At 58.0% G+C, this 17850-nt stretch carries 13 protein-coding genes and 1 pseudogene; 4 read left to right on the plus strand and 10 right to left on the minus strand.

The genetic code is table 11. The features are described 5' to 3' along the window. Positions 1–4 precede the first annotated feature (4 nt). From ACZZ0D_RS16035 to sdhC, 5 genes and pseudogenes are all read right to left on the minus strand, one after another. Positions 5–2836 (minus strand): 2-oxoglutarate dehydrogenase E1 component, encoded by a 2832-nt coding sequence (locus ACZZ0D_RS16035; RefSeq protein WP_053118487.1) that lies wholly within the window; start codon positions 2834–2836, stop codon positions 5–7. Positions 2837–3087: 251 nt separating this feature from the next. Continuing rightward, complete coding sequence (locus ACZZ0D_RS16040) at positions 3088–3792, minus strand: succinate dehydrogenase iron-sulfur subunit (RefSeq protein ID WP_053118486.1); 705 nt, start codon at positions 3790–3792, stop codon at positions 3088–3090. Positions 3793–3803: 11 nt separating this feature from the next. After that, positions 3804–5576 (minus strand): succinate dehydrogenase flavoprotein subunit, encoded by a 1773-nt coding sequence (sdhA, locus tag ACZZ0D_RS16045; RefSeq protein ID WP_008077944.1) that lies wholly within the window; start codon positions 5574–5576, stop codon positions 3804–3806. Between the two features lie 3 nt (positions 5577–5579). Next, positions 5580–5947: pseudogene (gene sdhD / locus ACZZ0D_RS16050) on the minus strand (succinate dehydrogenase, hydrophobic membrane anchor protein). Continuing rightward, positions 5941–6315, minus strand: coding sequence for a succinate dehydrogenase, cytochrome b556 subunit (gene sdhC / locus ACZZ0D_RS16055; RefSeq protein WP_016773673.1), 375 nt, complete (start codon positions 6313–6315; stop codon positions 5941–5943). The pseudogene sdhD and the gene sdhC overlap by 7 nt, the downstream one beginning before the upstream one ends. Positions 6316–6678: 363 nt before the next feature. Here sdhC and gltA point away from each other — a divergent pair, with 363 nt between their 5' ends. Beyond that, positions 6679–7968 (plus strand): citrate synthase, encoded by a 1290-nt coding sequence (gene gltA, locus ACZZ0D_RS16060; RefSeq protein WP_463553758.1) that lies wholly within the window; start codon positions 6679–6681, stop codon positions 7966–7968. 1018 nt (positions 7969–8986) lie between these two features. Here the strand turns inward: gltA and ACZZ0D_RS16065 are convergent. The 3 genes from ACZZ0D_RS16065 to ACZZ0D_RS16075 form a co-directional block, all read right to left on the minus strand. Next, a complete protein-coding gene (locus ACZZ0D_RS16065) occupies positions 8987–10645 on the minus strand; it encodes a cation acetate symporter (protein WP_212544252.1) in 1659 nt (552 codons plus the stop codon). Further along, positions 10642–10953 (minus strand): DUF485 domain-containing protein, encoded by a 312-nt coding sequence (locus ACZZ0D_RS16070; protein ID WP_016987516.1) that lies wholly within the window; start codon positions 10951–10953, stop codon positions 10642–10644. The genes ACZZ0D_RS16065 and ACZZ0D_RS16070 overlap by 4 nt, the downstream gene beginning before the upstream one ends. A 241-nt stretch (positions 10954–11194) precedes the next feature. Then, the gene (locus ACZZ0D_RS16075; protein ID WP_053118481.1) at positions 11195–12046 is read right to left on the minus strand and encodes a glycine betaine ABC transporter substrate-binding protein; all 852 of its coding nucleotides are present in this window, start codon (positions 12044–12046) and stop codon (positions 11195–11197) included. A gap of 286 nt (positions 12047–12332) precedes the next feature. Here ACZZ0D_RS16075 and ACZZ0D_RS16080 point away from each other — a divergent pair, with 286 nt between their 5' ends. Beyond that, a complete protein-coding gene (locus ACZZ0D_RS16080) occupies positions 12333–13928 on the plus strand; it encodes a glycoside hydrolase family 17 protein (protein ID WP_463553759.1) in 1596 nt (531 codons plus the stop codon). A gap of 82 nt (positions 13929–14010) precedes the next feature. Here ACZZ0D_RS16080 and ACZZ0D_RS16085 read toward each other — a convergent pair whose 3' ends face one another. Then, positions 14011–14367, minus strand: a complete 357-nt coding sequence (locus ACZZ0D_RS16085; protein WP_159815065.1) for a hypothetical protein — start codon at positions 14365–14367, stop codon at positions 14011–14013. Between the two features lie 224 nt (positions 14368–14591). On the opposite strand from ACZZ0D_RS16085, the gene ACZZ0D_RS16090 reads away from it, so the two are divergent. Continuing rightward, the gene (locus ACZZ0D_RS16090; protein WP_053118475.1) at positions 14592–15890 is read left to right on the plus strand and encodes an alpha/beta fold hydrolase; all 1299 of its coding nucleotides are present in this window, start codon (positions 14592–14594) and stop codon (positions 15888–15890) included. Continuing rightward, positions 15883–16671 (plus strand): MlaA family lipoprotein, encoded by a 789-nt coding sequence (locus ACZZ0D_RS16095; RefSeq protein ID WP_463553761.1) that lies wholly within the window; start codon positions 15883–15885, stop codon positions 16669–16671. Before ACZZ0D_RS16090 ends, ACZZ0D_RS16095 begins: the two co-directional genes overlap by 8 nt. A gap of 135 nt (positions 16672–16806) precedes the next feature. On the opposite strand, the gene ACZZ0D_RS16100 is transcribed toward ACZZ0D_RS16095, so the two are convergent. After that, positions 16807–17721, minus strand: a complete 915-nt coding sequence (locus ACZZ0D_RS16100; protein ID WP_053118471.1) for a DUF808 domain-containing protein — start codon at positions 17719–17721, stop codon at positions 16807–16809. Between the last annotated feature and the right edge of the window lie 129 nt (positions 17722–17850).

Raw genomic sequence — 17850 nt, forward strand, 5'->3', positions numbered from 1 at the left:
GGCATTAAATGGTAAACGCGGCTTGCAGGAGTTTTTCCTGCTGCTCGGCGTGCATCGATGCGTAACCACAAGCGGGGGCAGCAGAAGCCTCACGGCCCGCGTACTCAAGTACGAGAGACTTGTCGAGGTTACCGATGCTGCGACGCAAGTGGTGCTGGCTGCAGTACCAGGCGCCCTGGTTCATCGGCTCTTCCTGACACCAAACGGCATTTTTGACGTTGGTGTACGGAGCCAGGACTTCTTTCAAGTCGTCCTCAGGGAATGGATACAGCTGCTCGATACGCACGATGGCGATATCTTCACGGCCTTCGGCACGGCGTTTTTCCAGCAGGTCGTAGTAGACCTTGCCGCTACACAGAACAACACGCTCGACCTTTTTCGGGTCCAGAGTATCGATTTCCGGGATCACGGTCTGGAACGAACCTTCGGCCAGATCTTCCAGAGTCGAGATGGCCAGCTTGTGGCGCAGCAGCGACTTCGGCGTCAGCACGATCAACGGTTTGCGCAGCGGACGAATCACCTGACGACGCAGCAAGTGGTAGATCTGTGCTGGCGTGGTCGGTACAGCCACCTGAATGTTGTGCTCGGCGCACAGTTGCAGGTAACGCTCAAGACGTGCCGAGCTGTGCTCAGGGCCCTGACCTTCGTAACCGTGTGGCAGCAACATGGTCAGACCGCAGAGACGGCCCCACTTGTGCTCGCCGCTGGTGATGAACTGGTCGATAACAACCTGTGCACCGTTGGCGAAGTCACCGAACTGGGCTTCCCAGATCACCAGCGCGTCTGGCGTGGTGGTCGAGTAACCGTATTCGAATGCCAGTACCGCTTCTTCCGACAGGAACGAGTCGTACAGGTCAAAGCGTGGCTGACCGTCGTACAAGTGCGCCAGCGGAATGTAGGTGCCCGCGTCTTTCTGGTTGTGCAGCACAGCGTGACGGTGCGAGAACGTACCGCGGCCGATGTCCTGACCAGTCATGCGAATCGGGTGACCTTCGAACGCCAGGGTTGCGTACGCCATGGTTTCGGCGTAACCCCAGTTGATCGGCAGGCCGCCGGCTTGCATCTTCTGACGGTCTTCGTAGATCTTCGCGACCTGACGCTGCACCACGAAGCCGTCCGGAATTTCCAGCAGCTTGGCGGACAGTTCTTGCAGGGTTTTCAGATCGAAACGCGTGTCGTGACGCGCAGTCCAGGCGTGGCCCAGATACGGACGCCAGTCCACGAACAACTCTTTGTTCGGCTCTTTGACCAGCGACTTCACGACGTGCAGACCGTTGTCCAGCGCGTTGCGGTATTCGTCGACTTTCGCCTGAACACGCTCTGCGTCGAGCACACCGCCCTGGGTCAGACGATCAGCGTACAGCTCACGGGTGGTGCGCTGTTTGGTGATCTGCTGATACATCAGAGGCTGGGTGCCGCTTGGCTCGTCAGCTTCGTTGTGGCCGCGACGACGGTAGCAGACCAGGTCGATCACCACGTCACGCTTGAACTGCATGCGGTAATCGATGGCCAGCTGGGTCACGAACAGCACGGCTTCCGGATCATCACCATTCACATGGAGGATCGGCGCCTGGATCATCTTGGCAACGTCGGTGGCGTACTCGGTGGAACGCGAGTCCAGCGGGTTGCTGATGGTGAAACCAACCTGGTTGTTGATCACGATGTGCACGGTACCGCCGGTTTTGAAACCGCGGGTCTGCGACATCTGGAAGGTTTCCATGACCACGCCCTGACCTGCAAAAGCAGCATCACCGTGGATGGAGATCGGCAGAACCTTCTCACCGGTCGGGTCGTTACGACGATCCTGACGGGCGCGAACCGAACCTTCTACCACCGGGGAAACGATTTCCAGGTGGGACGGGTTGAACGCCATGGCCAGGTGAACTTCACCGCCGGCGGTCATCACGTTGGACGAGAAGCCCTGGTGATACTTAACGTCACCGGAACCCAACTCGACCTTCTTCTTGCCTTCAAACTCGTCGAACAGCTCGCGCGGGTTCTTGCCGAAGGTGTTGACCAGTACGTTCAGACGACCACGGTGGGCCATGCCGATGACGACTTCCTTGGTGCCGTAGGAACCGGAACGCTGGATCAATTCGTCGAGCATCGGAATCAGGCTTTCGCCGCCTTCCAGACCGAAACGCTTGGTGCCCGGGTATTTGGTGCCCAGGTATTTTTCCAGGCCTTCACCGGCAGTCACGCGCTCAAGCAGGTGGCTCTTGATGTCGGCGGAGTACGTCGGACGACCACGCACGCTTTCCAGACGCTGCTGGAACCACTGGCGCTGCTCGGAATCGGTGATGTGCGTAAATTCAGCGCCGATGGTGCGGCAATATGTCTGCTGCAACGCTTCGTGAATTTCGCGTAGGCTCGCTTCCTCTTTGCCGATGAACAGGTCGCCGGCACGGAAGGTCGTATCAAGATCGGCATTGGTCAAGCCGTAATGATTGATCGACAGGTCTGCAGGTGCAGGACGCTGCCACAGCCCCAGCGGGTCAAGCTGGGCTGCCTGGTGGCCACGCATACGGTAGGCCTGGATCAATCGCAGCACTTCAACTTGCTTCTTCTCGTGCTCACTGCTCACGCTCCCGGCGGAAACCGGTTGGGCGCGGCGCTGGTTCTTTGCCAGCAGCACGAAATGATCGCGAATTGTGGAGTGCGAAACATCAGTGGCAGAGTTGCCGTCGGCGGGCAACTTCTGAAAGTAGGTGCGCCACTCTTCTGGCACAGCGTTAGGGTCGTGCAGGTAGAGCTCATAAAGCTCTTCCACATAGGCAGCGTTTCCACCTGAAAGGTAGGCGCTGTTCCACATGCGCTGCATCACGCTTTCTTGCATGCTTGGTCACCCTCGGTTAGGGGAACACCATCGGCGACGACACCGAGCAAACTTGCAGAAGTCCGAATGCAGCGACTAAAACAAGCCACCTAGGATCACGCTGATAGTCCGGGTACCAGCCCGGATGCCCCTGCTTGTCTCATTTCTTCAAAATAAGAGCCGCAGCTTGTGGCTACTGCTCTGGTTATAGCCATGACGCGGGTTGAAGCCCGCGCCACAGCCTCTACGGTACAGCGGTTACATCAGCTGAATCACACGCCGCTCGAGAGCAACATGTTACGGATGTGACCGATGGCCTTAGTCGGGTTCAGGCCTTTCGGACATACGTTGACGCAGTTCATGATGCCCCGGCAGCGGAATACGCTGAACGGGTCATCGAGCGAAGCCAGACGCTCGGTGGTCTTGGTGTCACGGCTGTCTGCCAGGAAGCGATAAGCTTGCAGCAGTGCAGCTGGACCCAGGAACTTGTCCGGGTTCCACCAGAAGGACGGGCAAGAGGTCGAGCAGCAAGCGCACAGGATGCACTCGTACAGACCGTCGAGCTTTTCGCGCTCTTCTGGCGACTGCAGACGCTCGATGGCCGGAGCCGGCGTGTCGTTCTGCAGGTAAGGCTTCACCTTCTCGTATTGCTTGTAGAAGATGCTCATATCGACAACCAGGTCACGGATAACCGGCAAACCTGGCAGCGGACGAACGATCAACTTGTTACCTTTTACAACAGCAGACAGCGGCGTGATGCATGCCAAGCCGTTTTTGCCGTTGATGTTCATGCCGTCGGAACCACAAACGCCTTCACGGCAAGAGCGACGATAGGAGAAACCTTCGTCCTGCTCTTTGATCAGGGCCAGTACGTCCAGCACCATCAGGTCTTTACCACCGGTATCGACCTGGAATTCCTGCATGAACGGCGCGGCGTCCTGATCAGGGTTGTAACGATATACGCTGACTTGCAACATGGCGGCCACCCTTAATAAGTCCGAATCTTAGGTTCAAAAGTCGGAACAGTCTTCGGCGAGAAGTTCACGGCACGCTTGGTGACGCGCTTGTCACCCGGGAAGTACAGGGTGTGGCACAGCCAGTTTTCGTCGTCACGGTCTTCGAAGTCTTCACGGGCGTGAGCACCGCGCGACTCTTTACGAACCTCGGCAGCGATGGCAGTAGCTTCAGCCACTTCCAGCAGGTTTTGCAGTTCCAGCGCTTCGATACGCGCAGTGTTGAACGCCTGCGACTTATCGTTGATCTTCACGTTGGCGATGCGGGTACGCAGGTCAGCCAGCTGAGCGATACCTTTCTGCATGTATTCGCCAGTACGGAATACACCGAAATAGTTCTGCATGCAGTTCTGCAGCTCGCGACGCAGGGTTGCCACGTCTTCGCCATCAGTACGGCTGTTCAGCGCGTTCAGACGCGACAGGGCAGCTTCGATGTCGGCTTCGGTAGCGTCGTCGTATTCGATGCCGTCGGTCAGCGCCTTTTCCAGGTGCAGGCCGGCAGCGCGGCCGAATACCACCAGGTCGAGCAGCGAGTTGCCGCCCAGACGGTTGGCACCGTGAACCGATACGCAAGCCACTTCGCCTACAGCGAACAGGCCCGGGATGATTTTGTCGACGCCTTCAGCGTCCTGGGTGATCGCCTGACCATGAATGTTGGTGGCAACGCCGCCCATCATATAGTGGCAAGTCGGAACAACCGGAACCGGCGCAACAACCGGGTCAACGTGTGCGAAGGTCTTCGACAGTTCGCAGATGCCTGGCAGACGGCTGTGCAGTACTTCCTCGCCCAGGTGGTCGAGTTTGAGCAGTACGTGGTCGCCATTCGGGCCGCAACCGTTGCCGGCGATGATTTCTTTAACCATCGAGCGAGCAACAACGTCACGACCGGCAAGGTCTTTGGCGTTCGGAGCATAACGCTCCATGAAACGCTCGCCGTGCTTGTTGATCAGGTATCCACCTTCACCACGGCAACCTTCTGTAACCAGTACACCGGCGCCGGCGATGCCGGTCGGGTGGAACTGCCACATTTCGATGTCTTGTACCGGCACGCCAGCACGCAGAGCCATGCCGACGCCGTCACCGGTGTTGATCAGGGCGTTGGTGGTGGACGCGTAGATACGACCTGCACCGCCGGTAGCCAATACGGTGGCCTTGGCGCGGATGTAGGTGGTTTCGCCGGTTTCGATGCAGATCGCGATCACACCGACGAAGTCGCCTTCCTGGTTTTTCACCAGATCGACAGCGTAGTACTCGTTCAGGAACGTGGTACCGGCTTTCAGGTTGCCCTGATAAAGGGTGTGCAGCAGCGCGTGACCGGTACGGTCGGAAGCGGCGCACGTACGGGCAGCCTGCCCGCCTTTGCCGTAATCCTTGGACTGGCCGCCGAACGGACGCTGGTAGATGCGGCCCTGTTCGGTACGCGAGAACGGCATGCCCATGTGGTCCAGCTCATAAACAGCAGCCGGGCCTTCCTGACACATGTATTCGATAGCGTCCTGGTCACCGATGTAGTCGGAACCCTTGACGGTATCGTACATGTGCCAGCGCCAGTCATCGTTCGGGTCAGCAGACGCGATTGCGCAAGTGATGCCGCCTTGAGCGGAAACAGTGTGCGAACGGGTCGGGAAAACCTTGGTGATCACGGCAGTCTTGTGACCGCCCTGTGCCAGTTGCAGCGCAGCGCGCATGCCGGCACCGCCACCACCAATAATGATGGCGTCGAAAGAAATCGTTGGAATGTTAGCCATGACTCAGATACCCCAGAGAATCTGCACACCCCAGACGAAGTAAGCGAACATCGCAACGCCGCATACTGCCTGGAAAAGGAAACGTATAGCCGTCGCGGACTTGCCGAACGCCATTGGCGTCAGGTAGTCAGTCGCGATGGTCACATGCCGACCCAGGCGTGAGCGCCAAGGGCAACAAGGGCCAGGAGGCTGAAAATACGCATCCCGTTGTGGGCGAACAGTTCATGCCACTGGGCATACTCGAGGCCAGGGTGGGCCACGACGTATCCGATCAGGAAGATGAAGTAAGCCGCGAGAACGACCGCAGACACACGTTGCGCCATCCAGTCATAGAGGCCCGAACGCGAGAGGTTCGTGACGTTAGTTACCATATCCAAACTCCTGCCAGAACGATTACCACCACGGAAACGGCGATAACGATTTTCGAGCCCAGCTTGCCGCCTTCCAGCGTCTCACCGATGCCCATGTCCATGATCAAGTGGCGCACACCGGCTACCAAGTGATACAGCAGAGCGGACAGGATGCCCCAAATCACTAGCTTGGCTAGCGGACTGGTCAGACACGCTTTCACCTGACCGAAGCCTTCCTCGGAGCTCAGCGACTTGTCCAATGCGTAAAGCATGATGGCAAGGCACACGAAGAGGATGACACCGGAGATTCGGTGAAGAATGGACGTGTAAGCAGTGACTGGGAGTTTGATGGTCCTTAGGTCTAGGTTTACAGGTCGTTGGCTTTTCACGGCTTTTTTTTCACACTGAAGAGCCCCTAACAATCAGGGCAAAGTTGTTGGGGAGTGCACTGGTCAGGTAACCACCACCCAGGGATGCGACCCCCAATGAAAGCAAGCCCAAAAGCCCTTGGCGGTCGGTGGCCGAGTATAGACAGTTAGGCTACTAATGACAACGCAATCACCTACCCCCAATAGCTGATTGCACAAGTTGCATAAAAGGCGTAAATGGCAGGCAATTTCGAGGAAAAAGTGCGCTTAAAGCCTTCTGGAGCAAGACTTTAGGCAAATTGACATTCGAATTTATCTCACTATAGTGGTGCGGGCCCTGCGTGGGGGGTCTGTCTGATGGTTCAAGCATAAATAGGAGGCCACATGGCTGACAAAAAAGCGCAGTTGATCATCGAGGGCGCAGCCCCCGTCGAGCTGCCCATTTTAACCGGCACCGTTGGTCCCGATGTAATCGATGTTCGGGGCCTGACGGCCACGGGCCGCTTCACTTTCGACCCGGGTTTCATGTCGACCGCTTCGTGCGAATCGAAGATCACCTATATCGACGGCGACAACGGCATTCTGTTGCACCGCGGCTACCCGATCGAACAGCTGGCTGAAAAGTCGGACTACCTGGAAACCTGCTACCTGCTGCTCAACGGCGAATTGCCGACCGCAGAACAGAAGGCCCAGTTCGTCAGCACCGTGAAAAACCACACCATGGTTCACGAGCAGCTGAAAACCTTCTTCAACGGCTTCCGTCGCGACGCCCACCCGATGGCCGTCATGTGCGGTGTAGTCGGCGCCCTCTCGGCCTTCTACCACGACTCCCTCGACATCAATAACCCGCAGCATCGCGAAATCTCCGCGATCCGTCTGGTTGCCAAGATGCCGACCCTGGCAGCGATGGTTTACAAGTACTCCATGGGTCAACCCATGATGTACCCGCGCAACGACCTGACGTACGCGGAAAACTTCCTGCACATGATGTTCAACACCCCGTGCGAGATCAAACCGATCAGCCCGGTGCTCGCCAAGGCCATGGCACGGATTTTCATCCTCCATGCCGACCACGAGCAGAACGCGTCGACTTCCACCGTACGTCTGGCAGGTTCTTCGGGTGCCAACCCGTTCGCCTGTATCGCCGCCGGTATCGCCGCACTGTGGGGCCCTGCTCACGGTGGTGCGAACGAAGCCGTTCTGACCATGCTGGATGAGATTGGCGATGTGTCGAACATTGACAAGTTCATCGCCAAGGCCAAGGACAAGAACGATCCGTTCAAGCTGATGGGCTTCGGTCACCGCGTTTACAAGAACCGCGACCCTCGCGCGACTGTAATGAAGCAGACCTGTGACGAAGTGTTGAAGGAACTGGGCATTAATAATGATCCGCAACTCGAACTGGCGATGCGCCTGGAAGAGATTGCGTTGACTGACCCGTACTTCATCGAGCGCTCGCTGTACCCGAACGTCGATTTCTACTCGGGGATTATCCTCAAGGCGATCGGCATTCCGACCAGCATGTTTACGGTGATTTTCGCGCTGGCACGTACTGTTGGCTGGATTTCGCACTGGAAAGAGATGCTTTCGAGCCCGTACAAGATTGGCCGTCCGCGCCAGTTGTACACTGGCTACGAGTCGCGTGATATTTCCAAGCTGGAAGATCGCAAATAAGACCTGTCTTGCGATAACGTCTTAAGTTGTACCGGGAACGGCCTCTATTTATATAGGGGCCGTTTTTGTGTGTAGCCGGTTTTTTTTGGATTGGGATTGGGGGCATATCCGTTTTTTTGGTGTTGCGGCTGGCGGTTTCGCTCTTACAGCGACTCACTTTTCCAGACGCCGAAAAGTAAGCAAAAGGCTTGGCCCCTGGCGTACGGCACTTCGCTGAGGCTCAGTGTTCCCTCGCTACGGTGTCCATCCGGGGGCATCGCCTACGGTTTGCTTCGCTGCACCTCCTCTCGATGTATGCGGCTGCGCCGCACGGCGCTGCGCGCCTCCCCCTGATGAACACCTCCGCTCGGCCTGCCGATGGGGCAAAAGATCAAAAAACAGAGCCAGATCAAAATCAACTGCCCCTCACCCTAACCCTCTCCCAGAGGGAGAGGGGACTGACCGAGGTGTTTGGGAGAAAGACGCCGACTTGAAATACCGCGTCGAACTCAGACTTTGAAAGGCTCACAAATCGGCTCCCTCTCCCTCGGGAGAGGGCTGGGGTGAGGGGCAAGAGCACCACAAAAACTAAAACCGTGCGCGCTGTGCTCTTCACCACTCAATAGGCCGAGTGTCAGCTCGCCTGCTCTTGATCTTGACCCACGAGCGACGTCGGCAGGCTGAGTGGAGGGATTGATCCGGGGGTGGGAGCGCAGCGACCGTTTGGCGCAGCCAAACACAGCGAGAGGAGGTGCAGCGAAGCAAACCGTAGGCGCTGCGCCCGGATCGATCCCGCAGCGAAGGAACCCCGAGCCCCAGCGAGCGGGCCGCACGTAGGAGCAAGCGTTTTTTGCTTACTTTTTTTGGCGTTTGAAAAAAAGTGAGTCGCCGTCAGGGCGAAACCCTAAGCCGCCGTTACCGCAGCAACGGATATTCACCCAATCAAAAAAAACACACCAAAGTCCGATAACCGCCCACAAAAAATGCCCCGATCTCTCAACCGGGGCATTCAGCACAACATTACCAAACCATCAAACCATCAGTGAGAAACCGCCCCACTCGCCCCCAACCCAGTCTGCGAACGCACAAACTGCGGGAAGAACAGCGCACGTTCTTTGTCCGCCGCCGCCGACTTATCAGTAATCGAGAAGAACCAAATACCCACAAAGGCAATGATCATCGAGAACAGCGCCGGATACTCGTAAGGGAAGATCGCCTTCTCATGATGCAGAATCTGCACCCAGATGGTTGGGCCAAGGATCATCAGGCCAACAGCACTGATTAACCCCAACCAGCCGCCAATCATCGCCCCACGAGTGGTCAGCTTCTTCCAGTACATCGAAAGCAACAGCACCGGGAAGTTACAGCTCGCCGCGATCGAGAACGCCAGGCCCACCATGAACGCAATGTTCTGGCTTTCGAACAAAATACCCAGGCCAATCGCCAACACCGCCAAAGCAATGGTGGTGATCTTCGACACACGAATCTCGTCCTTCTCGTTCGCCTTGCCCTTCTTGATCACACTGGCGTACAGGTCGTGAGACACCGCCGAAGCACCGGCCAGGGTCAGACCCGCCACAACCGCCAGAATGGTCGCAAACGCTACCGCCGAGATAAAGCCGAGGAAGATGCTGCCGCCGACCGCGTTGGCCAAGTGCACCGCCGCCATGTTGTTGCCGCCCAACAGCGCGCCAGCAGCATCTTTGAAGGCCGGGTTGGTGCTGACCAGCAGGATCGCGCCGAAGCCGATGATGAAGGTCAGGATGTAGAAGTAGCCGATAAAGCCAGTCGCATACAACACGCTCTTACGTGCTTCTTTTGCGTCACTCACGGTGAAGAAGCGCATCAGAATGTGTGGCAGGCCAGCGGTACCGAACATCAGCGCCAGCCCCAGCGAGAAGGCCGAAATCGGATCCTTGACCAGACCGCCCGGGCTCATGATCGCTTCGCCTTTCGGGTGAACCTTGATCGCTTCCGAGAACAGCATGTTGAAGTCGAAGTTGACGTGCTTCATTACCATCAGCGCCATGAACGAGGCACCGGACAGCAGCAGCACAGCCTTGATGATCTGTACCCAGGTCGTCGCCAGCATGCCGCCGAACAGCACGTACATGCACATCAGGATACCGACCAGAATCACCGCAACGTGGTAATCGAGGCCGAACAACAACTGGATCAGCTTGCCCGCACCGACCATTTGCGCGATCAGGTAGAACGCCACCACCACCAGCGAACCGCAGGCAGACAGGGTGCGAATCTGGGTTTGCCCGAGGCGGTAGGACGCCACGTCGGCAAAGGTGTATTTACCCAGGTTACGCAGACGCTCGGCGATCAGAAACAGAATGATCGGCCAGCCCACCAGGAAGCCGATCGAGTAGATCAGGCCGTCGTAGCCGGAGGTGAACACCAGCGCGGAAATCCCCAGGAAGGACGCCGCCGACATGTAGTCACCGGCAATCGCCAGACCGTTCTGGAAACCGGTGATTTTGCCGCCCGCCGCATAGTAGTCGGCGGCCGAGTTGTTTTTCTTCGAGGCCCAGTAGGTGATGTACAGCGTGGCACCGACGAACGCCACGAACATCAGGATCGCAGGAATATTCAGCGGCTGTTTGGCCACTTCACCCGTCAGCGCATCCGCCGCCCAGGCACCCGGTGCAAATGCTGCAACACTTAATAAAGCCAGTAGACGCCGGATCATTGCTGAGCCTCCTTGAGAATCGCATTGTTCAGGTCGTCAAACTCGCCATTGGCGCGGCGCACGTAGATACCGGTCAGGATGAAGGCAGACAGAATCAGGCCGACACCGATCGGGATACCCCAGGTAATGGATGATTCAGGACTGATCTTCGCGCCCAGAATATGCGGCCCGTAAGCAATAAGAAGGATGAATGCGGAGTAAAGCCCTAGCATGATTGCCGAGAGAATCCAGGCGAATCGTTCCCTTTTCTGTACCAGCTCCTTGAATCGGGGACTGTTTTGAATCGAGAGGTAAATGCTGTCGTTCATTGTTTTTATCCTCGCAGCACAAATTATTGTTGGAACATAGCTAATGTATGCGGCTGCGGGAGCGGGAACAGACGACCTTAGTAGTAGAACGCCATGACACTTTTGCCAATTTCCGGTACCGCACAAAACAACTGTGGGAGCAGGCTTGCTCGCGAAGGCGTCGGATCAGCCAACACATCAGTCGACTGACAGACCGCTTTCGCGAGCAAGCCCGCTCCCACAGGGTTAGGCGGTGAAGCTTTTATTTAGTCCAGTCAGCCACGCGATCCGGGTGTTTGGCCACCCAATCTTTCGCTGCGGCTTCCGGCTTGGCGCCGTCCTGAATCGCCAGCATCACTTCGCCGATTTCGTCTTTCGAAGCCCACTGGAAGTTCTTCAGGAACTTGGCCACTTCCGGCGCCTTGGCTTCCAGCCCTTTGCTGCCGATGCTGTTCACGGTTTCAGCCGCGCCGTACACGCCTTTCGGGTCGTCGAGGAAGCGCAGTTTCCACTTGGCGAACATCCAGTGCGGCACCCAACCGGTGACGGCGATGGATTCGTTTTTCTTCTCGGCACGGGTCAGCTCGGCAATCATGCCGGCGCCGGAACTGGCTTTAAGGCTGTATTTGTCGAGGCCGTAATCCTTGATCGCTTGATCGGTCTTGAGCATCACGCCTGAACCGGCGTCGATGCCGACGATGCGGTTTTTGAAGGTGTCGTCGGTTTTCAGGTCTTCGATCGATTTGGCTTTGACGTACTCCGGCACGATCAGGCCGATTTTTGCATCCTTGAAGTTCGGGCCGTAATCGACGACCAGATCCTTGTTTTTCGTCCAGTATTCGCCGTGCGTTACTGGCAGCCAGGCCGAAAGCATGGCGTCGAGTTTGCCGGTGGCAACGCCCTGCCACATGATCCCGGTGGCGACGGCTTGCAGTTTCACGTCGTAGCCGAGTTTCTGTTTGATCACTTCGGCGGCTACGTGGGTGGTCGCCACGCTGTCGGACCAGCCGTCAACGTAACCGATGTTCAGGGTCTGCTTTTCTGCACTGGCGAAAGTGGAGCTCATCGCAAGCACCAGAGCAGCACTTGCGCCTAAAAGTCGTCGCATCTTCATCGTTACTTCCCCGAAATGCTGCGCCCGACGGATGACGGGCGGCGTCAACGTATTGTTATGGTGCACAGCGCCCCCATCACGCCCGACCGCAAACTCGCTGGAACATCAGTGGAGTGCTGATGCTTTGATCATCAACCTCACGCCCCTCGCGACCTGCTCTGTCAGCGACCTCAAGACAATAAGAAACGACATCAGAAGGCCATTAACTGCCTTCGAATAATTGGCGCCAGACAATCCGCCCGAACTTTGCATGTCAAAATCGTGCGGGCCACCAACCCCTCTATAAATGCAGGTAACATGCGTCGCTTTGCAGCCACTCGGCCCGACCATGTCCGCGACGTCCCGCTTCCCCTTCCCTGCTTATTTATTCGCCTGCCTGCTTGGGCTGTTTGCGCTCGGCGGCTTCTGGTATGGCCTCGGCCAACCGGTGATTCTGCCGGACGCCGCGACGCCGACGCACAAGCTGCAATGCGCGTCCTATACGCCGTTCGATAAGGATCAGTCGCCGTTCGACGTGCCATTCAAATTGCGCCCGGAGCGCATGGACGCTGACCTCGCGCTGCTGGCGACACGTTTTGAATGCATTCGCACCTACTCGATGACGGGCCTCGAAGCGTTGCCGGATCTGGCGCGTAAACACGGTCTGAAATTGATGATCGGCGCGTGGGTCAACAGCAACCCGGTCGACACCGAAAAAGAAGTCGACCTGCTGATCAAATCGGCCAACGCCAACCCGGACGTGGTCAGCGCGGTGATCGTCGGCAACGAAGCGCTGCTGCGCAAAGAAGTCACTGGCGCGCAACTGGCCCGACTGATCAACAAGGTCAAAAGCCAGGTCAAGCAACCGGTCACGTACGCCGATGTCTGGGAGTTCTGGCTCAAGCACCCGGAAGTCGCGCCGGCGGTGGATTTCCTGACCATTCATTTGCTGCCGTACTGGGAAGATGATCCGTCGAACATCGATGCCGCCCTGCAACACGTGGCGGATGTGCGCCGCGTGTTCGGCAACAAGTTCGCGCCGAAGGACGTGATGATTGGCGAAACCGGTTGGCCGAGCGAAGGCCGTCAGCGCGAGACCGCCCTGCCGAGCCGGGTCAACGAGGCCAAATTCATCCGTGGTTTTGTCGCGATGGCCGAAAAAGAAGGCTGGCATTACAACCTGATCGAAGCGTTTGACCAGCCGTGGAAACGTGGCAGTGAAGGCGCTGTCGGCGGGTATTGGGGTCTGTTTGATGCGGATCGTCAGGACAAAGGCGTGCTCGCCGGGCCGGTGACCAATGTGCCGTACTGGAAAGAATGGCTGGCGGTCGGTGGTTTGATTTTCCTCGGCACTTTGCTGCTGGGCGGACGCGTTCGCAGTACGCGCGCTGCACTGGTGTTGCCACTGCTGGGCGCCCTCGCCGCGTGTTCGATTGGCGCATGGGGCGATCTGGCGCGCGTGACCACGCGTTTTACCAGTGAATGGCTGTGGGTCGCTTTGCTGACAGCGCTGAATCTACTGGTGCTGGCGCATGCGGCGCTGACGCTGAGTGCGCGAACGGGATGGCGTGAACGCGCATTCAATCTGCTGGAGCGTCGCGCGGGCTGGCTGGTCGCGGCGGCAGGGTTTGCCGCAGCGGTGATGATGCTGGAGATGGTCTTCGACGCGCGTTATCGCAGCTTTGCGAGCATGGCGTTTGTGCTGCCGGCGCTGGTTTACCTGAGCCGCCCGGTGAGCGTGCCGCGTCGGGAGATTGCCTTGCTGGCGTTTATCATCGGCGCGGGGATTGCGCCGCAGTTGTATGTGGAAGGTTTGCAGAATCAGCAGGCGTGGGGGTGGGGGTTGGTGAGCGCTTTGATGGTGGCTGCTCTTTGGCGCTGCCTGCGGGTTCGCAAGGGCTGAAGATCAAAAGATCGCAGCCTTCGGCAGCTCCTACAGGGTGTACGTCACCCCAATGTAGGAGCTGCCGCAGGCTGCGATCTTTTTACGCTCTGACCAGCCGCAACCCGGCAATCACCGCCGCAAACACCGCCAACGTCGTGTTGTACAACGCCAGCGCCGGCAACCCGGCCACCAGCGCCAACACCGCCAACCACCACCCTGCCCGCCCGGGCACGACAAAACCGATCAGCGCCGCACCCAGTGCCGTCCAGCCCAGCACCTTGAAATGAATCATCAAACCAAGGTTCGAGCGCACCTGGCATTCCCAACGGCTGGCCTCATCCACACAGATGCCCACCCATTTGCCGTCTTCCATAAAGCCATAACGCGCGCCATAGCTGGCGGCCAGCCATAGCGGCAACAAAACAAGCAGCAAAATCCAGGGCAAGCGGCGGGACATGAGGCACTCCAATCTTCGGAAATCGGCGGCCAGCTTAATCTGCCTTCAATACTTCGCAAGCGATAACAACTGTTAACTGTTCATCAAGGGCGTGCAAAGTGTATCGTCCAGCTACTATTACTCCGAATTCTGCCTGTTTGGTGCCGCTGCATGGCACTTTGGCGCAAACCCGGTGGTCATAGCCTGCGAACTTCATTCGGCACCTTCCTCTAAGGGATCTAGTCATGCTCCGTTCCTTGCGCTTCGCCGCGCTGTTCAGCGGCCTTATTTTGAGTGCGTCCGCGCTGGCGGTGGATATCGACCCCGCCAGCTATGGCTACCCCCTCACCAACCCGTTTGAGGCGACTATCGCCACCACCCCGCCGGATTTGCGTCCGGAGCTGCCGCTGGATGACGACATCGACCAGTCCGATCGCAGCCTGACGTTGCGCCCGGAGCGTGAATTCATTCTGCCGGACAACTTCTGGGCGGTGAAAAAGCTCACCTACCGCATCGCCACCCAGGACAAACCGGCCCCGCTGATCTTCCTGATCGCCGGCACCGGCGCGCGCTATGACAGCACGCTCAACGAATACCTGAAAAAGCTCTACTACAAGGCCGGCTACCACGTCGTGCAGTTGTCGTCGCCGACCAGTTTCGACTTCATCAGCGCCGCCTCGCGTTTCGCCACCCCCGGCATTACCAAGGACGATGCTGAAGACATGTACCGGGTCATGCAGGCCGTGCGGGCGCAGAACCCGAAACTGCCGGTGACCGAGTATTACCTGACCGGTTACAGCCTCGGCGCATTGGACGCAGCCTTCGTCGCGCACCTGGACGAAACCCGCCGCAGCTTCAACTTCAAGAAAGTCCTGCTGCTCAACCCGCCGGTCAACCTCTACACCTCGATCAGCAACCTCGACAAGCTGGTACAGACCGAAGTGAAAGGCATCAACAACAGCACCACGTTCTATGAACTGGTGCTGAACAAGTTGACCCGCTACTTCCAGCAGAAAGGCTACATAGACCTCAACGATGCGCTGCTCTATGACTTCCAGCAGTCCAAACAGCATCTGACCAACGAGCAGATGGCGATGTTGATCGGCACCTCGTTCCGCTTCTCGGCAGCCGACATCGCGTTCACCTCGGACTTGATCAATCGTCGTGGTCTGATCACCCCGCCGAAAACCGAAATCACCGAAGGCACCAGCCTCACGCCGTACCTCAAGCGTGCGCTGCAGTGCGACTTCGAATGCTATCTGACCGATCAAGTAATTCCGATGTGGCGCGCGCGTACTGACGGCGGCAGCCTGCTGCAACTGGTCGATCAGGCCAGCCTGTATGCGCTCAAGGATTACCTGCATGACAGCCCGAAAATCGCCGTGATGCACAACGCCGACGACGTGATCCTCGGCCCGGGTGACCTCGGTTTCCTGCGCAAGACCTTTGGCGACCGCCTGACCGTTTATCCATTGGGCGGCCATTGCGGCAACATTAACTACCGCGTCAACAGCGACGCCATGCTGGAGTTCTTCCGTGGCTAAATATCTCCTGCTGGCGACAGCGTTACTCTGTGCAGGCGTGGCTCAGGCCGACAACAGCAAAGCCAATGCACCGGTGGTGGTCGACAGTGACGGCTTCAAGGAGCCGCTGTCGAAACTGAAATTCAACCCGGGTCTGGATCAGCGCGAATTCGAGCGTTCGACGCTCAACGCGCTGAACGTCTACGACCCGCTGGAATCGTGGAACCGCCGCGTTTACCACTTCAACTACCGCTTCGACGAATGGGTGTTCCTGCCGGTGGTTGATGGTTATCGCTACGTGACGCCGAGCTTCGTGCGCACCGGCGTGAGCAACTTCTTCAACAACCTGGGTGACGTGCCGAACCTGATCAACAGCTTGCTGCAGTTCAAGGGCCAGCGTTCGATGGAAACCACCGCGCGCCTGCTGTTCAATACCACGATCGGCATCGGCGGTCTGTGGGATCCGGCGACGGCCATGGGCCTGCCGCGCCAGAGCGAAGACTTCGGTCAGACCCTCGGTTTCTACGGCGTACCGGGCGGTGCCTACTTCGTACTGCCAATCCTCGGCCCGTCGAACATCCGCGACACCGCTGGCCTCGCCGTGGACTACACCGCCGAATCGGCGATCAACTTCCTCAACGTTTCGGAGGTCAGCTCCGACCACCCGGAAGTCTGGGCCCTGCGCGCGGTCGACAAGCGCAACCAGACCAGCTTCCGTTACGGCCAGATGAACTCGCCGTTCGAGTACGAGAAAGTGCGTTACGTGTACACCGAAGCACGCAAGCTGCAGATCGCCGAATAGTTTTCGGCGGGTACAAAAAAGGGCCATTCGATGCGAGTCGAATGGCCCTTTTTTAGATCAAAGGATCGCAGCCTGCGGCAGCTCCTACATGGGCATCGCGTACACCCTGTAGGAGCTGCCGAAGGCTGCGATCTTTCAGCCTTTAACAGATTTCCAGATTTTGCCGACGACGGATACCACCGCCAGCACCACTGCCCCGGCAATAATCCCCGCCACACCATTAAGCAACATCGGCACCGCAAACCCGGCTCCACCGGCCGCCGCGCCCACACCTTCAATCCAGTGGTGCACCACCGGCACGCCGTGAGTAAGGATGCCGCCGCCAACCAAAAACATTGCCGCCGTACCGACCACGGACAAGGTTTTCATCATGTACGGCGCCGCGCTCAGAATGCCGCTGCCGATTTTCTTGGCTGCCTGCCCAGGCTTCTGCGTCAGCCACAAACCGAGGTCGTCGAGTTTGACGATACCCGCCACCAACCCGTAAACGCCAACAGTCATGACGATAGCGATGCCCGACATCACGACCACTTGCTGAGTCAGCGACGCATCCGCCACGGTGCCGAGGGTGATCGCGATGATTTCTGCCGAGAGGATGAAATCCGTGCGGATCGCACCCTTGATCTTGTCCTTCTCGTACGCCACCAGATCAGTTGCCGGATCAGCCACTGCTTCCTTCAGTTGCGCATGCTCGGTGTCGTCTTCAGCCTTGCTGTGCAGAAATTTGTGCGCAAGTTTCTCGAAACCCTCGAAGCACAGGTACGCGCCGCCGACCATCAACAGCGGCGTCACCAGCCACGGCACGAACGCACTGATCGCCAGCGCCGACGGCACCAGGATCAGTTTGTTGACGAACGAACCCTTCGCTACCGCCCAGACCACGGGAATCTCGCGCTCGGCACGCACACCGGAGACTTGCTGGGCATTCAGCGCCAGATCATCGCCGAGCACGCCCGCGGTCTTCTTGGCGGCCATCTTGGTCATCAAGGCAACGTCGTCCAGAACGGTGGCGATGTCATCGATCAGCACCAGCAAACTGCTTCCTGCCATGAATCCTGTTTCCTTTTATGTATGAATGTTGCGAAGCATAACGCGACCATAGACCACGCGGTGCATTCTTGAGCGCTGCGCGAGGCCGGTGCTACCATGCGCAACCGCCAGAACAGGCAAGGAACCACC

The sequence above is a fragment of the Pseudomonas sp. AC193 genome, assembly GCF_979258075.1.

Coding starts and splice junctions, on each gene's coding strand:
- ACZZ0D_RS16035 (WP_053118487.1), bottom strand. CDS start 2,836: ATGCAAGAAAGCGTGATGCAGCGCATGTGGAACAGCGCCTACCTTTCA.
- ACZZ0D_RS16040 (WP_053118486.1), bottom strand. CDS start 3,792: ATGTTGCAAGTCAGCGTATATCGTTACAACCCTGATCAGGACGCCGCG.
- sdhA (WP_008077944.1), bottom strand. CDS start 5,576: ATGGCTAACATTCCAACGATTTCTTTCGACGCCATCATTATTGGTGGT.
- gltA (WP_463553758.1), top strand. CDS start 6,679: ATGGCTGACAAAAAAGCGCAGTTGATCATCGAGGGCGCAGCCCCCGTC.
- ACZZ0D_RS16065 (WP_212544252.1), bottom strand. CDS start 10,645: ATGATCCGGCGTCTACTGGCTTTATTAAGTGTTGCAGCATTTGCACCG.
- ACZZ0D_RS16070 (WP_016987516.1), bottom strand. CDS start 10,953: ATGAACGACAGCATTTACCTCTCGATTCAAAACAGTCCCCGATTCAAG.
- ACZZ0D_RS16075 (WP_053118481.1), bottom strand. CDS start 12,046: ATGAAGATGCGACGACTTTTAGGCGCAAGTGCTGCTCTGGTGCTTGCG.
- ACZZ0D_RS16080 (WP_463553759.1), top strand. CDS start 12,333: ATGCAGGTAACATGCGTCGCTTTGCAGCCACTCGGCCCGACCATGTCC.
- ACZZ0D_RS16085 (WP_159815065.1), bottom strand. CDS start 14,367: ATGTCCCGCCGCTTGCCCTGGATTTTGCTGCTTGTTTTGTTGCCGCTA.
- ACZZ0D_RS16090 (WP_053118475.1), top strand. CDS start 14,592: ATGCTCCGTTCCTTGCGCTTCGCCGCGCTGTTCAGCGGCCTTATTTTG.
- ACZZ0D_RS16100 (WP_053118471.1), bottom strand. CDS start 17,721: ATGGCAGGAAGCAGTTTGCTGGTGCTGATCGATGACATCGCCACCGTT.